Consider the following 22,509-nt stretch of genomic DNA (forward strand, 5'->3'; position numbering starts at 1 on the left):
CGCTCGACTTGCATGTATTAGGCACGCCGCCAGCGTTCGTCCTGAGCCAGGATCAAACTCTCCATAAAAGTAGTTTGATTGGCTAAATAGTTTAAGGTTTTTCATCTGCCAATCCAGATGAAAAACTTAGAATTGACTACAGGCTATTTTGTTTAGTTTTCAAGGTTCAAAATGTGTGTCGTGTTTGGACGACGAAATTAAATTTATCATAGCAACAAATCGTTGTCAACAAGTTTTCGAGAACTTTTTAATAAGTTTTATCTTGTTGTTTTTCGCGTCGTTTTGACGACAAAAATTATATTATCACAGGGTCATAAGGATGACAATACATAAAATATAATTTTATTAATTTAAACTTTTCAAACAGCTACAAACTTGTTTTATACATCACTTAACATTTGGAAAGTTCTTTCGAGGAGTGTATTTAATACATGTAGAATGGTCGGCCATTCTTTTAAAGATATTGAATAGAAGTTTGTAACGATCTTTAATAGCGTCTTTTACTTGATGGTCAATGTTTTCATAATTGAAATCAAAAATCAGTTCATCCATTTCCCTTTTTAGTAAGTATTCTAATTCTTTTTGTTCTTGTTCAGTAATTAATAGTCCAATCAAAACATTCACACCCATCCTACCTATTTTTTCTAACTTGTCCCTTCTAAACGAGGAGCAAACTGCATAAATATCTAATGAGCTCTATTGTTGTTGCGTATTCATCAATATAATCAGTTGAACGGCTTCATATACATGACAGTAAAAAATATGGTGAAAAGGTTGGGTGTTTATGTTCTTCGTATTAAATTGGACAAGTTGGAAAAAGTGGATCTTCATAGGTTTGTTAACAGGGATTGTCTACCTTTCTTATCAACTGTCATCCGTTTATGTATTTGAACCACAGTCAAAAGTGCAACATACAGGTGGGATTAGTAAGGCTATAAAAGATGAAGAAGAAATCGCGATTACTGTTAATATTTCATGGGGCGATGATGTTATTATAGATATTCTTGAAGTACTAAAAGAAGAAAAAGTAAAAGCAACCTTTTTTATAAATGGAGAATGGGCATTACGGAATGAAGAAATAGCTAAGTTAATAATAGAAGAAAATCACGAGGTTGGGTTATTAGGTTTTTACAGAGACCATTATATTGGTCTTACAAATGACGAAATAACTGAGGATATTAAAAATGGGGAATCCACTTTAAAGAGACTCAAGTATGAACCTCTTACATTAGTTCGCCCACCTGAGAATAGATATAACCGAAGTGTTGTTGAACATATTAATAATTTGGGGTATAGGACGGTATTCTGGAGTCACTTTGCTAACATTAGACAAAGTACTGATCACGAACAAAAAGCAAGAGAATTATCTGAGCAACTTTCTAAAGGGGATATTATCTTATTTAATGCCCAGGATAATTTAACGCCTACTCCAAAGGTGATCCAACAATTAATTAAATCAAAAAAAGAAGAAGGCTATAAGTTTGTAACCGTCACAGAACTCTTATCGCCTGCTAAAATCAAATTGAATCCAATTAATTAATCTTAAAGGCATCCCTAACATTAGAGATGCCTTTTTAATATAAAACATTATTTTATTTAGTTTTTTTCTTATCTTTCCCCTCTTTAGTTTCAGAAGGTCCTTCATTAAATCCTACAATTTTATGCAATGTTAATAATTGATACGTATTAACAGCTAATAAAGGAACAATCATTAACATGACCCACTCACGTTCATCGACTCTTAATGCCGGAATCCATTCAACTGTCGTTACTACAACCATGAAGAATAGTGCGGGTAAAAATGCTCTTGGATGCGTTTCCTTCGCTTTTAGTTTAGCAACTGCATAAGAATAGATGAGTAACATCGCTGGAACAACTAAGTATGGGAATAAACTTCCTGGATCTTCAGCTCGTGTATATCTTAAGTAAACTAAATCAAATAATACAATTAATATTAAAACAATTTGGACATGGTTCCAAAAGAAACCGAAGAAACCGCGACCAAATTGGTGAACTGTTAAATATGCGAAAAAGCCCATTTGACTTATCACACTATAAACTAATCCCCAACCAATAAACCAAAAAACTGCTCCTGTTAAATTCCATAAATCAAACGGCTCTAAATAAGGTGTGTAAGCATCTGTTTGTACAAAAAAGCTTGTCAAAACAGTGGTAACAGCACCAATTAATAAAGCCACTGAAAAAAATCTTAACCACTTACGAATTGTCACGAATACTTCCCCCTAAACTAAACCTTACCATACCGTATTTTATCATTAATTGCCTATTATTGCTTGTCTCAAATGTGTATATTTTTTCACATCCATCTAATATTAACAAGTAAGAACTCTTTAAAGGAGTCATTATAATGAAAAAGCTACACTTCTTATTAGTGTTATTTATATTTTTAGCCGCCTGTAACCAGGGTGGCAGTAGTTCTCAACAGCCTCCTGAGTACGAATCAACCAAGAAAATGGTGGTTGATATATTAAAGACCGATGATGGTAAAAAGGCTGTTAAAGAGCTTTTATCCGAAGAAGAGATGAAGCAACAATTGGTCCTGAACTCTGACTTAGTTAAGCAAAGCGTTGAGCAGACCGTTGATAGTGAAAAAGGGAAGGAATTCTTCAAAACCCTTTTTGAAGACCCCTCCTTTGTAAAGGCCTATGTCAACGCAACCAAAGAAGCTGACCAAGAACTTATAAAAGGGTTGATGAATGATTCCGCTTACCAAGCACAAATGATTCAACTATTTCAAAATGAAGAGATGCAAAAGATGATCTTATCCACCTTAAAAAGCCAACAATTTAAACAGCACTTAGAGGAAACCATCCAAGAGACATTAAGCAGCCCATTGTTTAAAGCGCAAATGCAAGAAGTTCTTCTCAAAGCCGCTGAGGAAGCAAAGCAGTCTCAGGAAGGGCAAGGGCAAGAACAAGGGCAACAACAGCAACAAAGTGGCGGTGGCGGTAGTGGTGGAGGTCAGCAAGAAGGTGAAGGCAGTGGCGGGGGACCATAGAAAAAGTCTGTCCGAAGAATTCGGACAGACTTTTTGTTATTTACTACGTTTTGCTAATTTGTTAGCGATACTTAAGAAAATCTTACCTGTTGGATGATCTTCTTGATAAACTCCTGGTGCAAATACATCTTCATCATCATATGGTTGTTGTAGAGGTAAACGCCCTAACACTTCTGTATCTAATACTTCAGCTAATTTGTCTCCTCCACCTTCACCAAACACGTATTCACGTTGACCAGTAATGGCACTTTCAAAATAAGACATGTTCTCAACAATTCCGATAATGTCGTGATCAGCTTTTAACGCCATTTGACCTGCACGTGCCGCAACGAACGCAGCCGTTGGATGAGGTGTAGTAACAATTACTTGTTTAGATGATGGTAATAACTCCTGAACATCTAAAGCAATATCACCTGTACCCGGTGGTAAATCTAATAATAAGTAGTCTAAATCCCCCCACTCTACTTCTTTGAAAAAGCTTGTGAGCATTTTCCCTAACATAGGGCCACGCCAAATAATCGGTGAGTTGTCCTCAACAAAGAATCCCATCGAAATAACTTGTACACCAAAACGTTCTACTGGAATAATTTTCTCACCACGAACCTGTGGGCGGTTTTCAATTCCCATCATGTCTGGAACACTGAATCCATAGATATCAGCATCGACAATCCCTACTTTTTTACCTAAACGAGCTAATGCAACAGCTAAGTTGACGGTGACTGTTGATTTACCTACACCGCCTTTACCACTAGCAATGGAAATAAATTTTGTGCCTGTTTGTCCTATTAAATTAGCTTCTTTTTCTTCATTAGCTGCATTCACATACTCTTCGCGCTGTTCTTCAGGAAGCTCGGTAAAACGAAGACCAACCGTAGCAACGCCTTCTTTTTTCAACATTCCTACAATTTCTTGTTGTAATTGCATTTGTTCAGCCGAATTTGGCTCAGCTAACGCAATCTTAACACTAACGTGGTTCTTATCTTCTTTGATCTTTATATTTTCAATTGCTCCAGTTTCCTCAAATGTTTTATGTATATGAGGGTCCTTTACAGGGTTGAGCAACTCTTTTACGCGCTCTTCTGTAATCAACAATGACACCTTCCTTTGAGTTTTCAAATTTTATGCTAAAGAAAACTCGTCTACACGACGAGTTAACCTAACTTTCAAGCCTTAGTATAACATAAAATTTAAAAACTCTCAGTCATCTTGATTACTAGCTTCTTGTCCCCCTTGAACATACTCAATAATACCTTGATAAATAGAAAACGCTAACTCCCTTTGATAATCTTCTGTTAGCAGCTTTTCTCGCTCGCTAGCATTAGATAGAAAACCTAGTTCAACTAATGCCCCTGTTGTCTCTGCACGTTTTAACACATATATATTAGAAGTGGAAAAAGCTTGTCTGTTCGTTTCAGTTGTTTCACGCAACCGCTCTTGTATCGCTTTTGCCAACGCTTCATTGTCATCTCCTGGGTAATAAAAAGCTTGGCCTCCCTTCCACTGCTCATTCGTCATCGAATTCAGATGAAGACTTACGAATAGATCAGCATTCTTATCTTGAATAAAATCTACTCTTCTTCTAATGTCATAAGCTTTTCGCTTTGAATAACCTTTCATATCTTTCGGTGCTAAGTCTTTATCAGTATCCCTCGTTAAGTGAACTTCTGCCCCTGAGCCGAGCAAATAGTCTTTTAAATACAGTGTCGTATTAAGTACTATTGACTTTTCTTTAACTTCACCATAGTCAGCACCGCCATCAACGCCTCCGTGGCCTGGGTCTAAAACAACGACTTTTCCTGCTAATGGCATGGTCACATCGCTTGTACCTGATGGACTAGAAGGTAATGGCATTCTTAATAAGTAATATAAAAGAACGAAAGCTAAAATCCATAACAATATAGTCAACAACCGCTTCATATTCAAACCTCCTCGTCTAACTATATGGACAAGAGCTCTGAAATATGATTTTTTGAAAAAAGTTGTTTAACAATTATCAAAAAAGGGTAAATATTTCTAAATCATTTGGTTTTTATTTATTTAAGGGTCTTTTTCCTCTAAATTACTTTCTTATTTCCCATTCACACATTAAAATATAATTTGAATTTTTAAAATATTAATAATAAGGTTATAACTGTAATGATTTTACTATTTAGGGGGTTTTGAGTAAGTGGACGATGATTTTAAGATATTTCTCCTCTACAGAGACTTTATCTACGATCGATGAATTTTATATTTCATTACCTAAGATAAAATAACAGTGAGGAGAAAATATAATGAACACAAAAGATTTATGGAAAAATCCAGTTTTTACAATTTCAGCTTTAGTCGTTGGCATTTTAGTTGTTTTAGGTGCCATTAACCCTAAGGGATTTAACAGTGTTGCTGGTATATTATACGAATTTACGACATATAATTTTGGTTGGTTATACTTAATTGCAGTATTTATTTTTACCTTATTCTTGTTCGGCCTTGCACTAACAAAATACGGCCGAATTAAACTTGGTGGCGACAAAGAAAAGCCTGAATTTCCATTCTACACTTGGATTGGGATGCTATTCTCGGCTGGTTTAGGTGTTGGGTTAGTGTTCTGGGGAGTTGCAGAACCTTTAAGCCATTACTTTAATTCACCGTTTGTTGATATACCTGATCAAACAGAAGAATCTGCAAAAGTAGCGATGAGTTATGCTTTCTTCCACTGGGGTGCTAGTCAGTGGTCAATCTTTGCGATTGTAGGGCTTGTCATCGCATATTTACAATATCGTAAAAAACAAGATGGGCTTGTTTCAACTGCACTAGAACCAATTACAGGAAAAAATATAACAGTTAAAAACACAATTGACTCTTTAGCTGTTATTGCGACTGTAATGGGCATTGCAACCTCTATTGGACTTGGCGTCATGCAGATGAATGGTGGTTTAAATGCTGTATTTGGAGTTCCTAATGCTGGATGGATGCAATTAATTATCATCGGAGGCGTCTTTGTAGCGTACATGATTTCATCTACTACAGGACTTCATAAAGGTATTAAGTATTTAAGTAATGTTAATATGACCCTTGTGCTCGTCTTATTGGTCTTTGTATTTTTTGCAGGCCCTACTTTATTCATTTTAAATACATTCACAGTAGGACTAGGTGATTATTTAGCAAATTTCATTTCTTATAGCTTGCGTCTAACACCATATGAAGGCGGGACATGGGCTATTGATTGGACGATTTTCTACTGGGCATGGGTTATTGCCTGGTCACCTTTTGTTGGGGCATTCGTTGCACGAATCTCACGTGGTAGATCAATCCGCGAATTCGTATTCGGGGTCATGATTGTACCACCATTGATCTCTTGCTTATGGTTTGCTTCATTTGGCGGAACTGCATTGCATAGTGATTTAAATAATGGTACTCAAATAGCGGAAGCAGTCGATGCCGATGTTACCGTAGCCTTATTTGAGCTATTTAATATTTTACCGATTTCAACGATCATGTCATTAATCGCCATTTTATTAATTGCAACTTTCCTAATTACGTCAGCTGACTCTGCAGCATACATTTTAGGAAGCATGACGTCTCGTGGCGACTTAAATCCTAGCATGACTGCCAAAATGGTTTGGGGTGTTTTAATCTCAGCAATTGCAGGCGTGTTACTATTTGCTGGTGGATTGGAAGCATTACAGACTGCATCACTTGTTGCGGCCTTACCATTTACAATCTTAATGCTGATTATGGTATTTGCCATTGTTAAGTTAGTACGCTCAGACATCGTCCCTATTACAAATCGTGATATGAGACGTTATAAACGCATGAGGGAACGTTACGAAGCACAACAAAAAGAACAAGAAGACGATTCAACAAAATAAGATTAAATAGAACCCGGACGAAAGTTTAACAACTTTGTTCGAGTCTTATTATACAACATTTAAAAAAGCGCCTACCTTATAGTAGACGCTTTTTTCTATGGTGTACCACAAGAATTTCGAACCACTAATTGATGCGGAATTGTAATACGACGTGGTAATAAATTAGGCTGCTCAATATGATCAAACAGACATTGTGCCGCTTCATGTCCAAGTTTAAAAATATTAATATCAACCGATGTTAATGAAGGATTAGCCAACTCAGAAAAAATAACATTATTAAAGCTCACCACTGAGATGTCTTCCTTTACTTTCTTACCTATCTGCTCAAGCGTGTTAACAATACCAAATGCCATAATATCATCTGTTACAACTAAACCTGTAGGCGGCTCATCCAATGACATTAATTCGTGAACAGCATCTCGTCCACCCTCACGCAGAAACTCATGATGCACAATGTATTCATCTTTTCGCTTGATACCTGCATCTTTTAATGCCTCAATATAACCATTCATACGGTCAACCGTCACAACCAACTCCATGCCTCCACCTACAAAAGCAATTCGCTTATGACCTAAATGGATTAGGTGCATGGTCGCTTCATAAGCAGCTTTCACATTATCATTATCAACAAACGTAATATTTGATTCATCCCCATCAGGCTTTCCTATTAAGGTAAAAGGAAAATCCTTTTCTAACAAATAATCAAGCATAGGGTCATTAACTTTTGAGGCCAATAATATTAAACCATCCACTCGACGACCTTGTACGATATCATAAACACCCTGCATAATTTCATCTTCTGAATTCCCTGTTGTCATATAAATCCCGTAATTCTTATCATGAGATTTGGTGCTAATTCCTCGGATGACTTCCGGGAAAAAAGGGTTTTGAAAAACTTTATCACCAGAGCTTGGCATCACTAATCCAATTGTTTGCGTGTTACGACTGACTAAGCTTCTTGCTGTATAGTTAGGATGATAACCTAACTCACTCATCGCCTCACGTACGACTTCCTTAGTTCTTAAGCTAATCTTTGGATTATTTGCAATCACTCGTGACACAGTTGATGGTGATACATTTGCTAATTTAGCTACATCTTTGATCGTCGGTGTCATGACTACTTTTCCCCCTATGCTACTCCTAATCTACCATGCCTTTTTAAAAGAAACATACCCTTCTTGAACTTTAACATCACTAATGTTCTCTCCATTATATATAATGGTATCTTTTGAAGAAACTCCATGAATCTTATAAGCGATCTCTTTCCACTTAGGTTTATATTGTTGATGACTTACTTTTGAATCTATTAATACAGCGTCGCTACTTTGTTTTACATTTAGTTCTAATGTGAAATACTCTTTCTGTTGGTAATTAAACGTTTCACCATCATCATCATACAATTCATATAGTGCTCCGTTCTCTGATGGATAAATATGAATGGTCATTTCGTCCACATCATGTGCCGTAGATGGTTTAACATTAGCTTCAGGCAATATCGCTCCACTCTTTACATAAATAGGAAGATGATCAAGTTCAGCGTGTGCAATGATTCGCTGACCACCTTCATATGTTTCTCCCGTCCAATAATCGTGCCAAATACCCTTTGGCAAATAAACGATTCGATCTTTAACACCCGGACGTAATACAGGCGCTATTATAACATTAGATCCAATTAGGAATTGGTCTGATAACTGGTAAGTCTCCTCATCATCTGGATACTCCATAAATAATGGGCGCATCACTGGAACACCTGTTTCAGAGGCCTCTTTAAACAACTTATATATGTGAGGTAACCATTTATATCGAAGTTGAATGTACTTCTTAATAATTGCTTCATACTTTTCTCCAAATTGCCACGGTTCTTGATAGACGAACTCAATCGCGCTATGGTTTCGGAAAAATGGTGTAAAGGTGCCAAATTGAGTCCAGCGGGTTAACAATTCACCATTCGTATCATGTGCAAAACCACCAACATCAGGTCCAGAATAAGCCACACCAGATACACCAAGATTTAAACACATCGGTATAGCCATTTCTAAGTGTTCCCAGAAACTTCGGTTATCCCCTGTCCATACTGCCGCATACTTCTGCACACCTGCATAACCGGCTCTAGTTAATAAAAATGGACGCTTCTGATCTAGTAACTCCTTCATTCCGTTATACGTCGCTTCACCCATTAGATAACCATACACATTATGAAGCTCACGGTGGGTTTTTGGATTGCCATCGTTATCGTGCATCACATCAACATCCATCGTTTTCGTTTCATTGAAAACGGCTGGTTCGTTCATGTCGTTCCAAATGCCTTCAATTCCTAGTTCTGTATAAAACTTATGGCTTTCCCCCCACCATTTACGGGTTGATTCTTTCGTAAAATCAGGGAATGCGCTCTTTCCAGGCCAAACATCTCCAAAGAAGATATTCCCCTCTAAATATTTACAAAATAAATCATTTGTTATACCTTCTTGGTAAATACTGTACTCCGCATCCACTTTGACCCCTGGGTCGACAATTGGAACTGCCCGTATTCCTTTTTCCTTCATATCCATAATAAGCTTTTTAGGGTCCGGGAAACGGTTTTGGTCAAATGTAAACACACGATAGCCATTCATATAATGGATATCAAGGTGAATCGCATCAACTGGTATCTCTTTATCTACAAAGTTCTGAACTAGCTCGCGTACTTCAGCATCCGTTTTATAGCTATAACGAGACTGGTGATAACCAAGCCCCCATTTAGGTGGTAAAGGCATTCTACCAGTTAGAGCTGTATATTGCTCTAATACCTCTTTAGGTGAAGGGCCCGCACACACATAGTAATCTAGCTGACCACCTTCAGCTTCAAAACTATAAGTCTCTGATTGTTCAACCTTCATATTAAAAGTTGTTTTAAAAGTATTATCAAAGAAGATTCCCGTTGCACGACCTCTTCTTAATGTCATAAAAAAAGGAATCGATTCATATAACGGATCTGTTTCAGGGTTGTGTGGCGCGTATACGTCACTATTCCACATCGTATACTTTTCACCACGTTTATCTAAAAATCCTGTCTTTTCACCAAATCCGTAGTAATGATCATCTTGATAAGCCTTTTTAAAACAAATCACATGGCCATCATTGTTGAAGCCCATCCCTTGTGTAGCGTCAGAGACAAGAGAATACCCTTTAGTATCCAAAACATTTATTCGAAACGGCTCTTTACAAACTTGAACCTTAACGTGTTCAGATGACAGAACTAACATATCCTCTTGTTCATCAACTTTTACATCAACAGAATCAGGGCCTTGTTCTACTGCAAAACTATTATTTAATTCCGGCTCCTGGTGTGGGTTCATGACAACACGAACAATGTCATCACGATAAAAAATTACATTCACATAAGCTTTTTCTGTTTGAAAAGCAAAAACTTGATCACGTTGAATGAATTGTTTTAAATTACCTATATCATGAAATGTTTGGTCTTTTAACTTTTTCTCTTTGCCAGGGTGTATCGCAAAGCTTGTATCTTGCATGTTCTCACCTACTCTATGAAAGTACTAATGAATTTAATCCCGGATTACATTTAAAGCAACGCCGTGATTAACTAGATTAATTGGCTGTTTATTATAGTTGTGATTTATTTAACCTTTCGTACCACCTGAAGTTAGCCCTGAGATTAAATAACGTTGTAAGGATAAGAATAAGATCGATATTGGGATTGCAATTAAGACTGCACCCGCTGCGAACTTTGTGAATTCAGCTCCAAAATTATTAGCTACTAAATCATATAGACCTACAGCTAACGTGTAATTTTCCTTACTTCTTAAAATCACTCGGGCTAAAATGAAATCCGTAAACGGAGTGATAAAAGCAAATAATGCAATGACCGCTAATATTGGTCTTACTAACGGTAATATAATCGTCCAAAAAATGCGAAAATGACCAGCTCCATCCATCTTAGCGGATTCATCCAGTTCTTTAGGAATGGTCTCAAAGTAACCTTTTGCTAACCATGTATTCATCGGTAGCAATCCGCCAACGTAAATTAAAATTAAAGCTAAATGAGTATCTATTAGCCCGGTAACAACCGCTAATACATAAATGGCGATTAACGCTGCAAAGTTGGGAATCATTTGCAGGATTAGAAATGTCATTAATCCGTATTTACGGCCTATAAATCTGTATCTTGAAAATGAATAAGCCATTAACGCAATCATGGATACTGTAATAATCATGGTTAAAAAGCATATTTTAAGCGTATTCCAATACCAAATTAAATAATCACTTTCTTCTGTATTAAACAACTCCTTATAATGTTTAAAGGTTGCATCCTCAGGAATCATACTAGACCCCGACAAACTATTACCTGGATTCAGCGATGAACCAAAAATCCATAGAACTGGATATAAAATAATAATCGCCGTTATGCTTATCGCAAAATACGTTAACGTTAAACGAATAATCTTTTGAGTTTTCATATTCATATTACATCATATCCTCTTCTTGGAATGCTTTTGTTCTTCTAAACTGCCAAATGGCAACTGTTATGACCACTAACGATAGCATCATTGTAATGGCAGCAGCTTTACCATATTGCCCTACATCTAAGGTTAACTTATAAATCCAGGAAATTAAGATGTCAGTAGCACCTGCTCCATTTTGACCTGGCACAGCTGGAGCACCACCATTAAATAAGAAAATCACGTTAAAGTTATTAAAGTTGAAAGTGTATTGTGTAATCATAATTGGTGCCGTTGCGTACATCACAATTGGAAATGTGATGGTCTTAAACTTCTGCCACATCGACGCTCCATCCACTGTAGCAGCTTCATATAATTCATTTGGTATTGATTGTAGAACTCCCGTAACCATGACAAAAATAAACGGAAATCCTAACCACGATTGAATCATAATTAATGCAAATTTCGTCCAAAACGCATTGGTCATCCATGAGATCGGATCAATCCCGAAGAACGCCAGAATATCATTATTAATCGTTCCAAAAGTATTGTTGAACATTCCAGCAAAAACTAGGATTGATACAAATGCTGGAACAGCCCAAGGTAGAATAAAAATCGTTCTGATCGTCTTCTTAAACTTAATATCTTTCTGATTAACTAACACAGCTAAGAAAATACCAATGGCGATTTGTAGAGTTGTAGCTGCAAACGTCCAAATAATTGTCCATTTAAACACGTTAAAGAACGTGTTACGCCATGTATCCATTTGGAAGATTTCAATATAGTTTTTGAACCCTACCCAATCAACCAGCTTAGCTGGTGGTGAGTTATTAATACTATAATTAGTAAAAGATAATAGAATGACGAACAAGATTGGAAAAATAACAACAAATATTAATAAAAAGAAACCTGGAGACAACATCAAATAAGGGAAACCTGTATCAATGAGGTTTTGGTATTGTTGACGTACGGAGTGTCTTGCCAACCCAAGATCTCGTCTCTTACCGTTACGATAAGCATCTACCAGATTTATAATGTATACGGTTAACCCAATTGCTATAACTAGGAGCGCAATGATTCCTTGAACTAAAAGAAAAATAGAATGGTCTTCCATCGGGATCTCACCTAAAGTCACAATGCCCCATAACCCGATATCGATTATGTCCCAAAAAGCCGATAAAAAAATAACAGATAAAAATAGAAAGGCACTGCCTTTAATATACTGCTTATTGTAAAATTGCCCTGCCCCAGGAAATATCGATAAATACAATGCTATTTTTCTATGATTTGTTTTAGCTTCAGTTATGTCCATTTTAAGATACTCCCTTTCCAACTCTTCGTAGAGGGAAATACATTCGGTTAAAAAGTTATGTATAGATGAACGAGCAGTACATAGCGTACCGCCCATTCAAGGTTATTCACTCTTACTTGTTTGGATATTTTCCTCAATTGCTTTTACAGCATCATCCAATGCTTGTTGAGGGTCTTGTTCACCCATAGCAATTAACTGTAACGCAGTCGCCATTGGCTCCCAAACTTGACCCATTTCAGGAATATTAGGCATTGGAACACCACGTTGTGATTGAATTGCAACTGCTTGAGCTACTTCATCATCCGCAATAATTGGATCTTCAATTAATGCTTTTACCGGTGGGATTTCAGCAGTAATTTCAAAACGTTTCTTCGAGTTCTCCTCATTTGCTAAGAAAGTAATTAGCTTTGTAGCCCATTCTTTATTCTCAGAATGGTTACTTACGTTCCATGATTTCACCCCAACAAATGTTTGAGCGTGTTCGCCGTTAGATAGTTTTGGCATTGGTGCTGCACCATAATCAATACCAGCGTCACGCACACCCTGTACTGACCATGGACCATCCATCTTAGACGCTACTTTTCCATCCTCAAATAATCCAGTTAAAGTAGATCCACCACTTTCACCAATAATACCTTCAGGGAATAACCCCTCTTCGTACCATTTTTGAATATACTGTGCACCATCTACTGCACCTTCATTGTTAAGACCAATGTCAGTAGAATCTAATGTTCCATCATTATCCTGGAACACATAACCGCCATAAGTAGCTAGAATTCCGTGTGCAAAGTAATAATTATCCCATAACGCCAAGAAAGCGTAGTTTTCACCATCGTTAAAGTCTTGTGCAAACTCGTATAACTCATCAAATGTTTCTGGAGCTTCATCTAAATGTTCTTTGTTATACATAAAGATTGGTGTTTCAGTCGCTTTTGGAAGGCCATAAATTTCACCTTCAAATGTGACTGCTGTTAATGCTGAATCAGTGTAAATATCTAACACTGACTGATCCACTTCAAGTGGAGCGATACTACCTTCATCAGCCAACTGACCAATTTGATCGTGTGGTAGCGTAATAACATCTGGCCCTGTGCCAGCTGGACCGTCTAGGCGTAACTGTTCCTTTTGTTTTGTCGCCATTTCTAACTCTTCCACAACGACTTCAATTCCATGTTCTTCTTCGAAAGCAGCAATTGCCTCTTCAATACCAACAGATTTATCTTCATCTGCCCATACTTTTAATTGATCAGGCTTATCGGCATCTGCTTCTCCTTCAGCCTCTTCATTACCAGTTTCCTCAGTTTGACCTTCCTCTTCACCTTCTGAAGAGTCACGGTCTGGCCCACATGCAGCTAGCACTAATAGTAGCGAAGCTAATAAAGCCATTAACATAAATAAGCTTTTCTTCATTAAAAATCCCCCTTAAATGTTTTAAAAACAAATTAACGCAACCGTTTGCATTACGTAAATTTAAGAAAGCGATTTTAAAGGTTGCTATTATGTAATGAAAACGTTTGCACGCAATTTACATATATTATAAACGCCTAATAGACAAAATTGCAAGACAAATTTTATAAAAAAACATTAACCATTCCTCTAAACCTTATCATTAAAGACTTACTAGCTATAAATTTTTTCAAAATAAAATACTCTTGCGACAGATACATATTTATGCCATGATGATTTCAAGTGAATACGATTGCATAAATTCATGTTGAAAGGAGTCATGTTATGTTAAAAGAAGCTATCGATCATAGACCTAAAAACAATTATGCTTATCCTTACGACCACGAGACAATACATATTAAATTACGCGCCAAAAAAGGAGACCTTTCTCAAGTCACACTTATTTATGGTGACCCTTTTGATTGGACCAATGAAGAACCTAATCTTTATGAAGCAAACATGAAAGTTATTTACCAAGATGAGTTATATGATTACTGGTTTGCCTCGATCAAAACTATTAACCGACGAACACATTACGTCTTTTCATTAACTGACCAAGAGAACTCTAAACCTGTTATTTTTACAGAACGTGGATATTATAATGAGGTTCCTACACAGTATCCTCCTTGTTTTTTTAAAGTACCATTTCTAAATCCTGTTGATGTTTTTCAAGCACCTTCTTGGGTTAAAGATACAGTCTGGTATCAAATCTTCCCAGAACGGTTTGCGAATGGTGACCCTTCGAATGACCCTAAAGGTACACTTGATTGGAACAGCACTGATCCTTCTCCAACCAATTTCTTTGGTGGAGATTTCCAAGGTGTGATTGATCACTTAGACCACTTAGAAGACTTGGGTATTAACGGTCTATACTTTACTCCTATTTTTAAAGCGAAATCAAATCATAAATATGACACAATTGATTATTTTGAAATCGACCCTCAATTCGGAGATAAGGAAAAGTTTCGTGAGCTTGTTAGAAAGTGCCATGACCGGGGAATTCGTGTCATGTTAGATGCTGTATTCAACCATAGTGGCTATTACTTCGAGCCTTTTCAAGATGTATTGGAGCATGGCGAAAGCTCGAAGTATGCAGACTGGTTTCACATAAGGGAGTTTCCTTTACAATTTGAGCCACGTCCAAATTACGATACATTCGGATTTGTTCCAGAGATGCCAAAGCTCAATACTGAAAATCCAGAAGTAAAAAAATATCTATTGGATGTAGCAAGTTATTGGGTCGAAGAGTTTGATATTGACGGCTGGAGACTTGATGTAGCAAATGAAATAGATCACCAGTTTTGGCGGGAGTTCCGTCAAGAAGTTAAACGTGTAAAAGATGATTTATACATTTTAGGTGAAATCTGGCATGACTCAATGCCTTGGTTACAAGGGGATCAATTTGATGCTGTCATGAACTACCCTTTTACAGAAGCAACACTTAACTTCTTTGCTAGACAAACTATTAACTCTAAGCAGTTTGCTCATCAAATTAATCATGTCTTAGCTGCTTACCCAGAGAATGTAAATGAGGTAGCATTTAACCTACTAGGAAGTCATGATACACCACGCGCATTAACAAGGACAGATGGCAACAAAGATTTAGCTAAACTTATGTATGTATTTCAATTAACCTTTATTGGGACTCCTTGTATTTACTATGGAGATGAGATTGCCATGACTGGTGGTGAAGATCCTGATTGCCGAAAATGCATGGTGTGGGATGGTGAAAAGCAAGATCAAGATATGTTATCATTCTTCAAACAACTGGTTAAATTAAGACATGACGAACCTTTATTAAGAGGAGAAGGTCAGTTTAGTTTTGTTGAAGCAAATGAAGAGCAAAACTATGTTATGTATGAAAGAAGAAATACAAATGAATCGATTTTAGTGATCATTAATAATAATGATCAGCCACTTCAAGTGAATCTACCTAACTCTTATTCTCACTCTAGAAACTTATGGACGGGTCAAACGTTAGTGGGTTCTATTGAGTTAGAAGCCTATGATTTTTCTATTATTAAACGATAAATTCTAATTCAAAAAGCTTGTTACCGACAAAATGGTAACAAGCTTTTTAACATTAACGTTGATTACTTTTAGGATCAAAGGCATCTCTTAACCCATCACCTATAAAGTTTATAGCTAAAACGGTTACTAAAATACAAAGGCCTGGAGGAATCCAAGTGTACCAGTGCTGTCTTAAAATACGCACACTCAAGGCTTCATTCAACATATTCCCCCAAGTTGGTTGAGGTTGAGGAATCCCCATTCCAATAAAACTTAGCCCCGCTTCAGCAATAATCATAATCGCAACCATTAATGTCGCGTTAACAACGATTGGACCAATCGCATTAGGAATCATATGTCTAAAAACAATCCTTCGATCTGAAGCCCCGATTGCTCGAGCTCCTAATACAAATTCTTGCTCGCGTAATGATAAAAACGACCCTCTTACCAGCCTTGTTAACGTCGGCCAACTTACCAGCGCTATGATGGTTACAAAAAGAGCGACTGTTATATTTTCAACTAATGACATGATAGTTAGTGCCAATACCAAGAAAGGTAATGCGAGTATTAAATCTGTAAATCTCATAATTAGTGCATCAATAAAGCCACCGTAGTAGCCAGATAATGAACCTAATACGACCCCAATTAATACTGTAAAAAACATTGCGCTAAATCCTACGATTAACGAAACTCTTGACCCATACAGTAAACGTGACCAGTTATCTCTTCCCGAACCATCCGTCCCTAGGATATGTTCATCACTTGGAGGCTGCTCGATCATTAACATGTTCGTTTTTGTAGGACTATGATCGGTGAGTAACGGTGCCGAGAATGATAGCGCAATTATTATAACCATTGTGATAACACCAAGAACAGCTAATTTATTTTTCATAAAACGCCTTAAGGCGAGTTGATAGGGGCTTTTACTCTTGCCTTCTTCTTGATCAGTATACTCCGGGTTAGTATTAGGTGTTTTGAGAGTTTCTATTTCCATGACCTTCACCTCTAATCGTAACGAATTCTCGGATCAACGATGCTATAGAAAATATCCGCAAGTAAATTACCAACTAAGATAAACACCCCAAAAATAAGGGTCAGTGCCATGACAATGGGATAATCTCGGTTGATAATGGCATCTAAAAACAACGTTCCGAGACCCGGATAGTTAAACACTCGCTCCGTAATAACTGCCCCACCAACTAGTACGCCAAATTCAAAGCCCATAAGCGTAATAATCGGTATGAGTGCATTACGTAAAGTATGCTTGTATAATACGTTTCGATCACTCATCCCTTTTGCTTTAGCTGTACGGATATAGTCACTGCCTAAAACATCCAATACTTCAGACCTCATATACCTCATGTATGTAGCTGTACTTGCTAAACCAAGAGTAATTCCAGGTAAGATCATATGATGCATACGATCTAGAAACTCTTGAAAGCCAGAGACTTCATTACCACTTACAGTCCCCTGTGGAGGGAACCATCCAAGCTGTATAGATAGAAAATAGATTGCTAGTAACCCAAAGAAGAAGTTAGGTATGGCTAAACCAATAAAACCAAAACCAGTTGCTGCATAATCTAGCATTGAATATGGATTTCTTGCAGAGTAGATCCCAATCGGAATAGCGACGATAATAGTAAAAAACAACGCAACTAATCCAAGATAAATGGTATTCCAGAACCTTGCGCTAATTAAATCCATCACCGGTCGTCCATTGTAGACGATTGACTCACCAAAGTCCCCTTGTACCGCGCTACCAATCCAGCGAGCGTATTGAACAGGTACTGGATCATTTAAACCTAATGCTTCTTTTCGTTCCTCAAACACTTGACGATCAATATTAGGGTCAAGCATCGTCGTAAATGGATCGCCTGGGGCTGCTTTGGCTAAAGCAAACACAATGACGGATAATGCAAATAGCATTGGAATAAAAACTAATATTCGACGAATGATATATTTATACATATTATTCCTCCCTGTTCAAAAAGGGGATGGGTATGTGGGAGCTAACCTCTCCACATACCCAAATAATGATCAAATCTTACTCAGCATCATTTACCCACCATAAGTGCGGATCATTAATCATGCTATATGGTAATGGATCAATACCATTTAAGCGGTTATTAAACCCGTAAATCTTGTTTTGAGCATAAAGTAAAACTGCTGGTAAATCTGTTGCGAATAACTCTTGCCATTCTTGATAAGTTTGCTTACGGAAATCCTGTTCAAAAGCATCAGGAGCTTCTAAAGCTTTAAAGATTAACTCATCAGACTCAGGGTTATTCCAACGAGACATGTTATACGCTGCTTCAATGTTCCAAAGACCACTTGGATCTGGGTCTCCACTACCAAGAGACCAACCAATTAAGTAAAGGTCTAAACCATTATCAACATCTTCTGTCATAATGTCGTTGACATAAGCTGACATTTCCTTAGGCTGTTGAAGATTTACTTTAATACCAACAGCTTCTAAGTTCTCTTGAATAACTGGTGCCGAACGCTCACGAATTTGGTTTCCAGTAGGATACGCTAAGTCAAGTACCCACTCTTCACCATCAGGATTTTCACGGAATCCATCGCCATCCGTATCTACATAACCAGCATCATCTAATAATGCTTCTGCTTCGTCAGTGCTGTGTTCATACTGTGGAACATCCTCTGTATAAGCCCAGAACTGCTGTGCAATTGGTGCATTAATAACACTACCACGGCCATATAGTAAACCATCTACTAAACCTTGACGGTCAATTGCATAAGCAATCGCTTGACGAACTTGCTGATCTGCAACGTCTGGGTTTTCTACCCAGTTATCAGGGTTAATTGCTCCTGATTCAACATCCTCTTCAGTACGGTAATTAAGCTTGAAGCCCATTAATTGGTAACCAAAGTCAGTTTGCTCGATTAACTCAACGTTGTCATATCCTGCAACCATTTCATAATCAGCTGCCGGAACACCGTTTGGATCTGCAACAAAGTCGATATCACCTGTTTCTAAAAGACTTGTGATAACTGACTGATCAACAATTTTCCAAGTAATCTTTTCTAGATAAGGCTTACCTTTCCAATAGTCGTCATGACGTGTTAACTCATACTGCTCACGCTCTACCATATCAGTGAAAGCAAATGGCCCTGTACCGATTACTTTCCCTGCATCAAGTGTTGCTTCATGCGTCGGCATATCTGCAATCGCTACATCACCGAAAACATGTTCAGGAATAATCGGGAACCCAACATAGTAAAGCGGGTTAACGTTAGGCTCAGCAAAGTGGAACGTCACTGTGTAATCATCATCAGCCGTTACACCTGCGAATTCATCAGTTTCACCTGAGTTAAACTCCTCATAACCTTCTAATGACGTTACATACTCTGTACGAATACCACCTGCTTCTGTATAACCAGGAGACGCAATCGATTTGTATGTGAACACAACATCATCTGCTGTAAATTCTTCACCATCATGCCACTTTACGCCTTCCTCTAAGTATAAAGTAATTTCCGTTTGATCATCGTTAATATCCCAGTCATGTGCTAAAGATGGGATGAACTCTAAGCTATCATTCTGGCTTACTAACCCTTCGTGGGTGAAGTCTAAAATGTTAGCTTCATATGCTTCAGAATAGAAGATTGGGTTGAATACTCCAGCAGGCGCTGTGTCCATTGCACCTACAATTGATCCACCTTCAACAGGCCCTTCAGGCTCACTTTCCTCTTCCTCTTCTTCCTCGTTATTCTCTTCTTGCTCTTCAGTATCCGGGTCTTCTTCCTCACCAGGATCCTCCCCACTCTCACTGTTACAAGCGACCAGTAAGAAAGCAAACAACGTTAAAACCAGTAACACATACCAAAACTTTTTGTTTAACAAAACGTAATCCCCCTTTGGTTTAATTTAAAGACAACAACTTCTAAATGATTATGCAGCTCAGCCCATCACCTCCTAAAATATTTACAACGGCATTACTCGTCATATAAATGACATGCAACATAATGCCCACCTTTAACCTCTTGTAGTTCGGGTCGATCAACGGAACATCGTTCATGAGCCATCGGGCAACGAGTTCTAAAGGCACATCCACTTGGCGGGTTGGAAGGGCTAGGTAAATCACCTTCTAAATGAACCGACTCTCGTTCCCGATCGACATCGGTATCCGGAATAGATGTAAGTAAAGCTTGAGTATATGGGTGTAAAGGATTTTCATAGATTTCTTTTTTCGGAGCAATCTCTGCTAGTCTACCTAAATACATAACTCCAACCCTGTCACTAATATGTTTGACCACACTTAAGTCGTGTGAAATAAACAAATATGTGAGGCCGAAATCGTCCTGTAAATCAGACATCAAGTTTAGAACTTGGGCTTGGATTGACACATCCAATGCTGAAACAGCTTCATCCGCAATAACTAGCTTCGGGTTGATGGCTAAAGCTCTTGCAATACTAATTCTTTGTCGTTGTCCACCTGAAAACTCATGCGGATATTTTAATCGGTCACTCTCTCTTAGACCTACTTTCTCTAACAGCTCGTTAACTTTATCTTTTCGTTCCTTTTTACTCAAATTTGTTTGAACCAATACTGGCTCCTCAATTAACTGTTCAACACTCATTTTAGTGTTTAAAGAAGCAAAAGGATCTTGGAATATAATTTGCATGTCTTTACGATACGGACGCATCTTCTTATTACTCAAATGTGTAATATCATTATTTTCAAAAAGAATCTGGCCATCAGTCGGTTCCATTAACCTTAGAATCATTCTGCCAAGGGTAGACTTCCCTGAACCAGACTCCCCAACAATACCAAGTGTTTCACCTTTTTTAATATCGAAGGTAACACCATCTACGGCTTTTACATGGCCAACCGTACGTTTAAGAATTCCGCCTTTGATCGGGAAGTATTTTTTTAGATCTTCTACTTTCACGATTGACTCTAGATCTGTTTGAACTACTTGATTTTCTTTAACCGTTGCCATGTTGTGCCCCCTTATTCATCGGTATATAAATAGCAGCGAACTGCTCTTTCGTGATCTAAACTAACTAATTCAGGATTCGTCTCAAGGCATTGTTCCATGACATGTGGACATCTACTTGAAAATCGACAGCCTTGTGGGAATCGATGAGCTGGTGGAACGGTTCCTTTAATCGTTCCCAGTCGGTCTAACTCCTTATGAACGCTAGGCAAACTTTCTAACAAACCTTCTGTATATGGGTGCTTCGGCTCTTTAAATAAATTGTACTTTGGCGATTGTTCAACAATTTGGCCACCATACATCACTAGAACACGATCAGCATATTCTGCAACCACACCTAAGTCATGAGTAATTAGTAGTAAGCCCATATTAAGTCGATCCTTCATCTCATTCATTAAGTTTAGTATTTGGGCCTGAATCGTAACATCTAAAGCCGTGGTCGGCTCATCAGCAATGAGCAGCTTTGGATCACAAGATATCGCAATCGCAATCATTGCACGCTGACGCATCCCACCCGATAATTGGTGTGGATATTCATCCACTGTTTCTTCTGCTCTTGGGAACCCTACTAGTTTTAACAATTCAATAGCTCTCTGTCTCGCTTGTTTTTTACTCATCTTTTTATGCTTTCTAAGTACTTCAATAATTTGGTTCCCAACAGTATATACAGGATTGAGAGCCGTCATAGGTTCTTGAAAAATCATCGCCACATCATTGCCGCGAACTTTAGTCATTTGTTTATTAGATAGCTCCAATAGGTTCCTACCCAGTAAACTAATCTCGCCATCTACGATTTTCCCTGGTTTATTAATGAGTTGCATAATAGATAGTGAAGTAATACTTTTGCCACTGCCAGATTCACCTACTAAAGCAACCGTCTCCCCTGCATGCACTGTTAAATCAACGTCATCAACAGCTCTAGCTATTTGTTCATCATCCAAGTAAAAGTATGTTTTGAGATCTTTTACTTCTAACACCGTTTCATTTGTCACCTAGCAACACCCCATATTTTTTATCGAAAAATATGTATCTTTAGTTGTTTAAAACCTCAAAAAGATGCTAAATTATGTTTGAGAGATTTAGGTAATTTATTACCATGAATTAATATAAACAGATTTTCATAGTTTTTTCAATATTTTAAATTTGACTAATTTTCAGATATTTTGTCTAGTTTTGTATTAATCTGTCGAAAAGAAGGTCGAATGAACTAAAAACAACGGCTTGTTTCGGGGTTCGAATATTACGAAATCAATACAATTCGATTACAGAAGTAATAAAAAATCCTTAACTCTATAATGTTATGAGTTAAGGATTTTAATATTCTAGTTTTTGAATTAAACTTTGGGAGTGTCAAAAAGTTTGTGTAAATGACGACGTTCCATCTGTATTAAGTTAGCTGCATTATTTATATGATCGACCTTTAGGTCGTAATGGTGGCTTCTTCTTCAGTTGCCAACCCAGCAGCTTGTT

The 22,509-nt window shown here is 37.5% G+C and carries 18 protein-coding genes and 1 rRNA gene; 4 read left to right on the forward strand and 15 right to left on the reverse strand.

Features of this window, described 5'->3' with window-relative positions; all coding sequences use genetic code 11:
• Window positions 1-68: ribosomal RNA gene (locus ACTWQB_RS15275) — 16S ribosomal RNA — on the reverse strand; the annotation flags it as partial.
• 319 nt (window positions 69-387) lie between these two features.
• The gene (locus tag ACTWQB_RS15280) at window positions 388-624 is read right to left on the reverse strand and encodes a hypothetical protein (protein ID WP_443140050.1); all 237 of its coding nucleotides are present in this window, start codon (window positions 622-624) and stop codon (window positions 388-390) included.
• 160 nt (window positions 625-784) lie between these two features.
• On the opposite strand from ACTWQB_RS15280, the gene ACTWQB_RS15285 reads away from it, so the two are divergent.
• Window positions 785-1,540 carry a polysaccharide deacetylase family protein gene (locus tag ACTWQB_RS15285; RefSeq protein ID WP_443140051.1) on the forward strand — a complete coding sequence of 252 codons (756 nt, stop codon included), beginning with the start codon at window positions 785-787 and terminating at the stop codon, window positions 1,538-1,540.
• Between the two features lie 52 nt (window positions 1,541-1,592).
• Here ACTWQB_RS15285 and ACTWQB_RS15290 read toward each other — a convergent pair whose 3' ends face one another.
• On the reverse strand, window positions 1,593-2,231 hold the full coding sequence (locus ACTWQB_RS15290; protein ID WP_443140052.1) for a KinB-signaling pathway activation protein: 639 nt from the start codon (window positions 2,229-2,231) through the stop codon (window positions 1,593-1,595).
• A gap of 137 nt (window positions 2,232-2,368) precedes the next feature.
• On the opposite strand from ACTWQB_RS15290, the gene gerD reads away from it, so the two are divergent.
• Complete coding sequence (gene gerD / locus ACTWQB_RS15295) at window positions 2,369-3,019, forward strand: spore germination lipoprotein GerD (RefSeq protein WP_443140053.1); 651 nt, start codon at window positions 2,369-2,371, stop codon at window positions 3,017-3,019.
• Between the two features lie 36 nt (window positions 3,020-3,055).
• Here gerD and ACTWQB_RS15300 read toward each other — a convergent pair whose 3' ends face one another.
• Together ACTWQB_RS15300 and ACTWQB_RS15305 are read right to left on the reverse strand one after the other, a co-directional pair.
• Window positions 3,056-4,108, reverse strand: coding sequence for a P-loop NTPase (locus tag ACTWQB_RS15300; RefSeq protein WP_443140065.1), 1,053 nt, complete (start codon window positions 4,106-4,108; stop codon window positions 3,056-3,058).
• A gap of 108 nt (window positions 4,109-4,216) precedes the next feature.
• Window positions 4,217-4,936: an N-acetylmuramoyl-L-alanine amidase gene (locus tag ACTWQB_RS15305; RefSeq protein ID WP_277674064.1), complete on the reverse strand. Its 720-nt coding sequence runs from the start codon at window positions 4,934-4,936 to the stop codon at window positions 4,217-4,219.
• Between the two features lie 356 nt (window positions 4,937-5,292).
• Between ACTWQB_RS15305 and ACTWQB_RS15310 the strand changes: the two genes are divergently transcribed.
• Window positions 5,293-6,870 carry a BCCT family transporter gene (locus ACTWQB_RS15310; RefSeq protein ID WP_443140054.1) on the forward strand — a complete coding sequence of 526 codons (1,578 nt, stop codon included), beginning with the start codon at window positions 5,293-5,295 and terminating at the stop codon, window positions 6,868-6,870.
• 95 nt (window positions 6,871-6,965) lie between these two features.
• On the opposite strand, the gene ACTWQB_RS15315 is transcribed toward ACTWQB_RS15310, so the two are convergent.
• The 5 genes from ACTWQB_RS15315 to ACTWQB_RS15335 all read right to left on the reverse strand — a co-directional run bounded on the left by ACTWQB_RS15315 (window position 6,966) and on the right by ACTWQB_RS15335 (window position 14,031).
• On the reverse strand, window positions 6,966-7,985 hold the full coding sequence (locus tag ACTWQB_RS15315; RefSeq protein ID WP_443140055.1) for a LacI family DNA-binding transcriptional regulator: 1,020 nt from the start codon (window positions 7,983-7,985) through the stop codon (window positions 6,966-6,968).
• A gap of 30 nt (window positions 7,986-8,015) precedes the next feature.
• Window positions 8,016-10,382, reverse strand: coding sequence for a glycoside hydrolase family 31 protein (locus tag ACTWQB_RS15320; RefSeq protein ID WP_443140056.1), 2,367 nt, complete (start codon window positions 10,380-10,382; stop codon window positions 8,016-8,018).
• 108 nt (window positions 10,383-10,490) lie between these two features.
• Window positions 10,491-11,333 carry a sugar ABC transporter permease gene (locus tag ACTWQB_RS15325; RefSeq protein ID WP_443140057.1) on the reverse strand — a complete coding sequence of 281 codons (843 nt, stop codon included), beginning with the start codon at window positions 11,331-11,333 and terminating at the stop codon, window positions 10,491-10,493.
• A 1-nt stretch (window position 11,334) separates the two neighbouring features.
• Window positions 11,335-12,621, reverse strand: a complete 1,287-nt coding sequence (locus tag ACTWQB_RS15330) for a carbohydrate ABC transporter permease (RefSeq protein WP_277674069.1) — start codon at window positions 12,619-12,621, stop codon at window positions 11,335-11,337.
• 102 nt (window positions 12,622-12,723) lie between these two features.
• Window positions 12,724-14,031 (reverse strand): extracellular solute-binding protein, encoded by a 1,308-nt coding sequence (locus tag ACTWQB_RS15335; protein WP_443140058.1) that lies wholly within the window; start codon window positions 14,029-14,031, stop codon window positions 12,724-12,726.
• 321 nt (window positions 14,032-14,352) lie between these two features.
• On the opposite strand from ACTWQB_RS15335, the gene ACTWQB_RS15340 reads away from it, so the two are divergent.
• The gene (locus tag ACTWQB_RS15340; protein WP_443140059.1) at window positions 14,353-16,098 is read left to right on the forward strand and encodes an alpha-glycosidase; all 1,746 of its coding nucleotides are present in this window, start codon (window positions 14,353-14,355) and stop codon (window positions 16,096-16,098) included.
• Window positions 16,099-16,150: 52 nt separating this feature from the next.
• On the opposite strand, the gene opp4C is transcribed toward ACTWQB_RS15340, so the two are convergent.
• From opp4C to ACTWQB_RS15365, 5 genes are all read right to left on the reverse strand, one after another.
• Entirely contained in the window at window positions 16,151-17,071 is a 921-nt protein-coding gene (opp4C, locus tag ACTWQB_RS15345; RefSeq protein ID WP_443140060.1) for an oligopeptide ABC transporter permease, read from the reverse strand.
• Window positions 17,072-17,082: 11 nt separating this feature from the next.
• Window positions 17,083-18,045: an ABC transporter permease gene (locus tag ACTWQB_RS15350; RefSeq protein WP_443140061.1), complete on the reverse strand. Its 963-nt coding sequence runs from the start codon at window positions 18,043-18,045 to the stop codon at window positions 17,083-17,085.
• 76 nt (window positions 18,046-18,121) lie between these two features.
• Window positions 18,122-19,942 carry a peptide-binding protein gene (locus ACTWQB_RS15355; RefSeq protein ID WP_443140062.1) on the reverse strand — a complete coding sequence of 607 codons (1,821 nt, stop codon included), beginning with the start codon at window positions 19,940-19,942 and terminating at the stop codon, window positions 18,122-18,124.
• A gap of 92 nt (window positions 19,943-20,034) precedes the next feature.
• The gene (locus tag ACTWQB_RS15360; RefSeq protein WP_443140063.1) at window positions 20,035-21,042 is read right to left on the reverse strand and encodes an ABC transporter ATP-binding protein; all 1,008 of its coding nucleotides are present in this window, start codon (window positions 21,040-21,042) and stop codon (window positions 20,035-20,037) included.
• 11 nt (window positions 21,043-21,053) lie between these two features.
• A complete protein-coding gene (locus ACTWQB_RS15365; RefSeq protein ID WP_443140064.1) occupies window positions 21,054-22,031 on the reverse strand; it encodes an ABC transporter ATP-binding protein in 978 nt (325 codons plus the stop codon).
• Between the last annotated feature and the right edge of the window lie 478 nt (window positions 22,032-22,509).

The sequence above is a fragment of the Piscibacillus sp. B03 genome, assembly GCF_052246295.1.
Lineage (GTDB): Bacteria > Bacillota > Bacilli > Bacillales > Alkalibacillaceae > Piscibacillus.

Coding starts and splice junctions, on each gene's coding strand:
- opp4C (WP_443140060.1), bottom strand. CDS start 17,071: ATGGAAATAGAAACTCTCAAAACACCTAATACTAACCCGGAGTATACT.
- ACTWQB_RS15315 (WP_443140055.1), bottom strand. CDS start 7,985: ATGACACCGACGATCAAAGATGTAGCTAAATTAGCAAATGTATCACCA.
- ACTWQB_RS15310 (WP_443140054.1), top strand. CDS start 5,293: ATGAACACAAAAGATTTATGGAAAAATCCAGTTTTTACAATTTCAGCT.
- ACTWQB_RS15305 (WP_277674064.1), bottom strand. CDS start 4,936: ATGAAGCGGTTGTTGACTATATTGTTATGGATTTTAGCTTTCGTTCTT.
- ACTWQB_RS15325 (WP_443140057.1), bottom strand. CDS start 11,333: ATGAATATGAAAACTCAAAAGATTATTCGTTTAACGTTAACGTATTTT.
- gerD (WP_443140053.1), top strand. CDS start 2,369: ATGAAAAAGCTACACTTCTTATTAGTGTTATTTATATTTTTAGCCGCC.
- ACTWQB_RS15285 (WP_443140051.1), top strand. CDS start 785: ATGTTCTTCGTATTAAATTGGACAAGTTGGAAAAAGTGGATCTTCATA.
- ACTWQB_RS15320 (WP_443140056.1), bottom strand. CDS start 10,382: ATGCAAGATACAAGCTTTGCGATACACCCTGGCAAAGAGAAAAAGTTA.
- ACTWQB_RS15330 (WP_277674069.1), bottom strand. CDS start 12,621: ATGGACATAACTGAAGCTAAAACAAATCATAGAAAAATAGCATTGTAT.
- ACTWQB_RS15350 (WP_443140061.1), bottom strand. CDS start 18,045: ATGTATAAATATATCATTCGTCGAATATTAGTTTTTATTCCAATGCTA.
- ACTWQB_RS15340 (WP_443140059.1), top strand. CDS start 14,353: ATGTTAAAAGAAGCTATCGATCATAGACCTAAAAACAATTATGCTTAT.
- ACTWQB_RS15335 (WP_443140058.1), bottom strand. CDS start 14,031: ATGAAGAAAAGCTTATTTATGTTAATGGCTTTATTAGCTTCGCTACTA.
- ACTWQB_RS15360 (WP_443140063.1), bottom strand. CDS start 21,042: ATGGCAACGGTTAAAGAAAATCAAGTAGTTCAAACAGATCTAGAGTCA.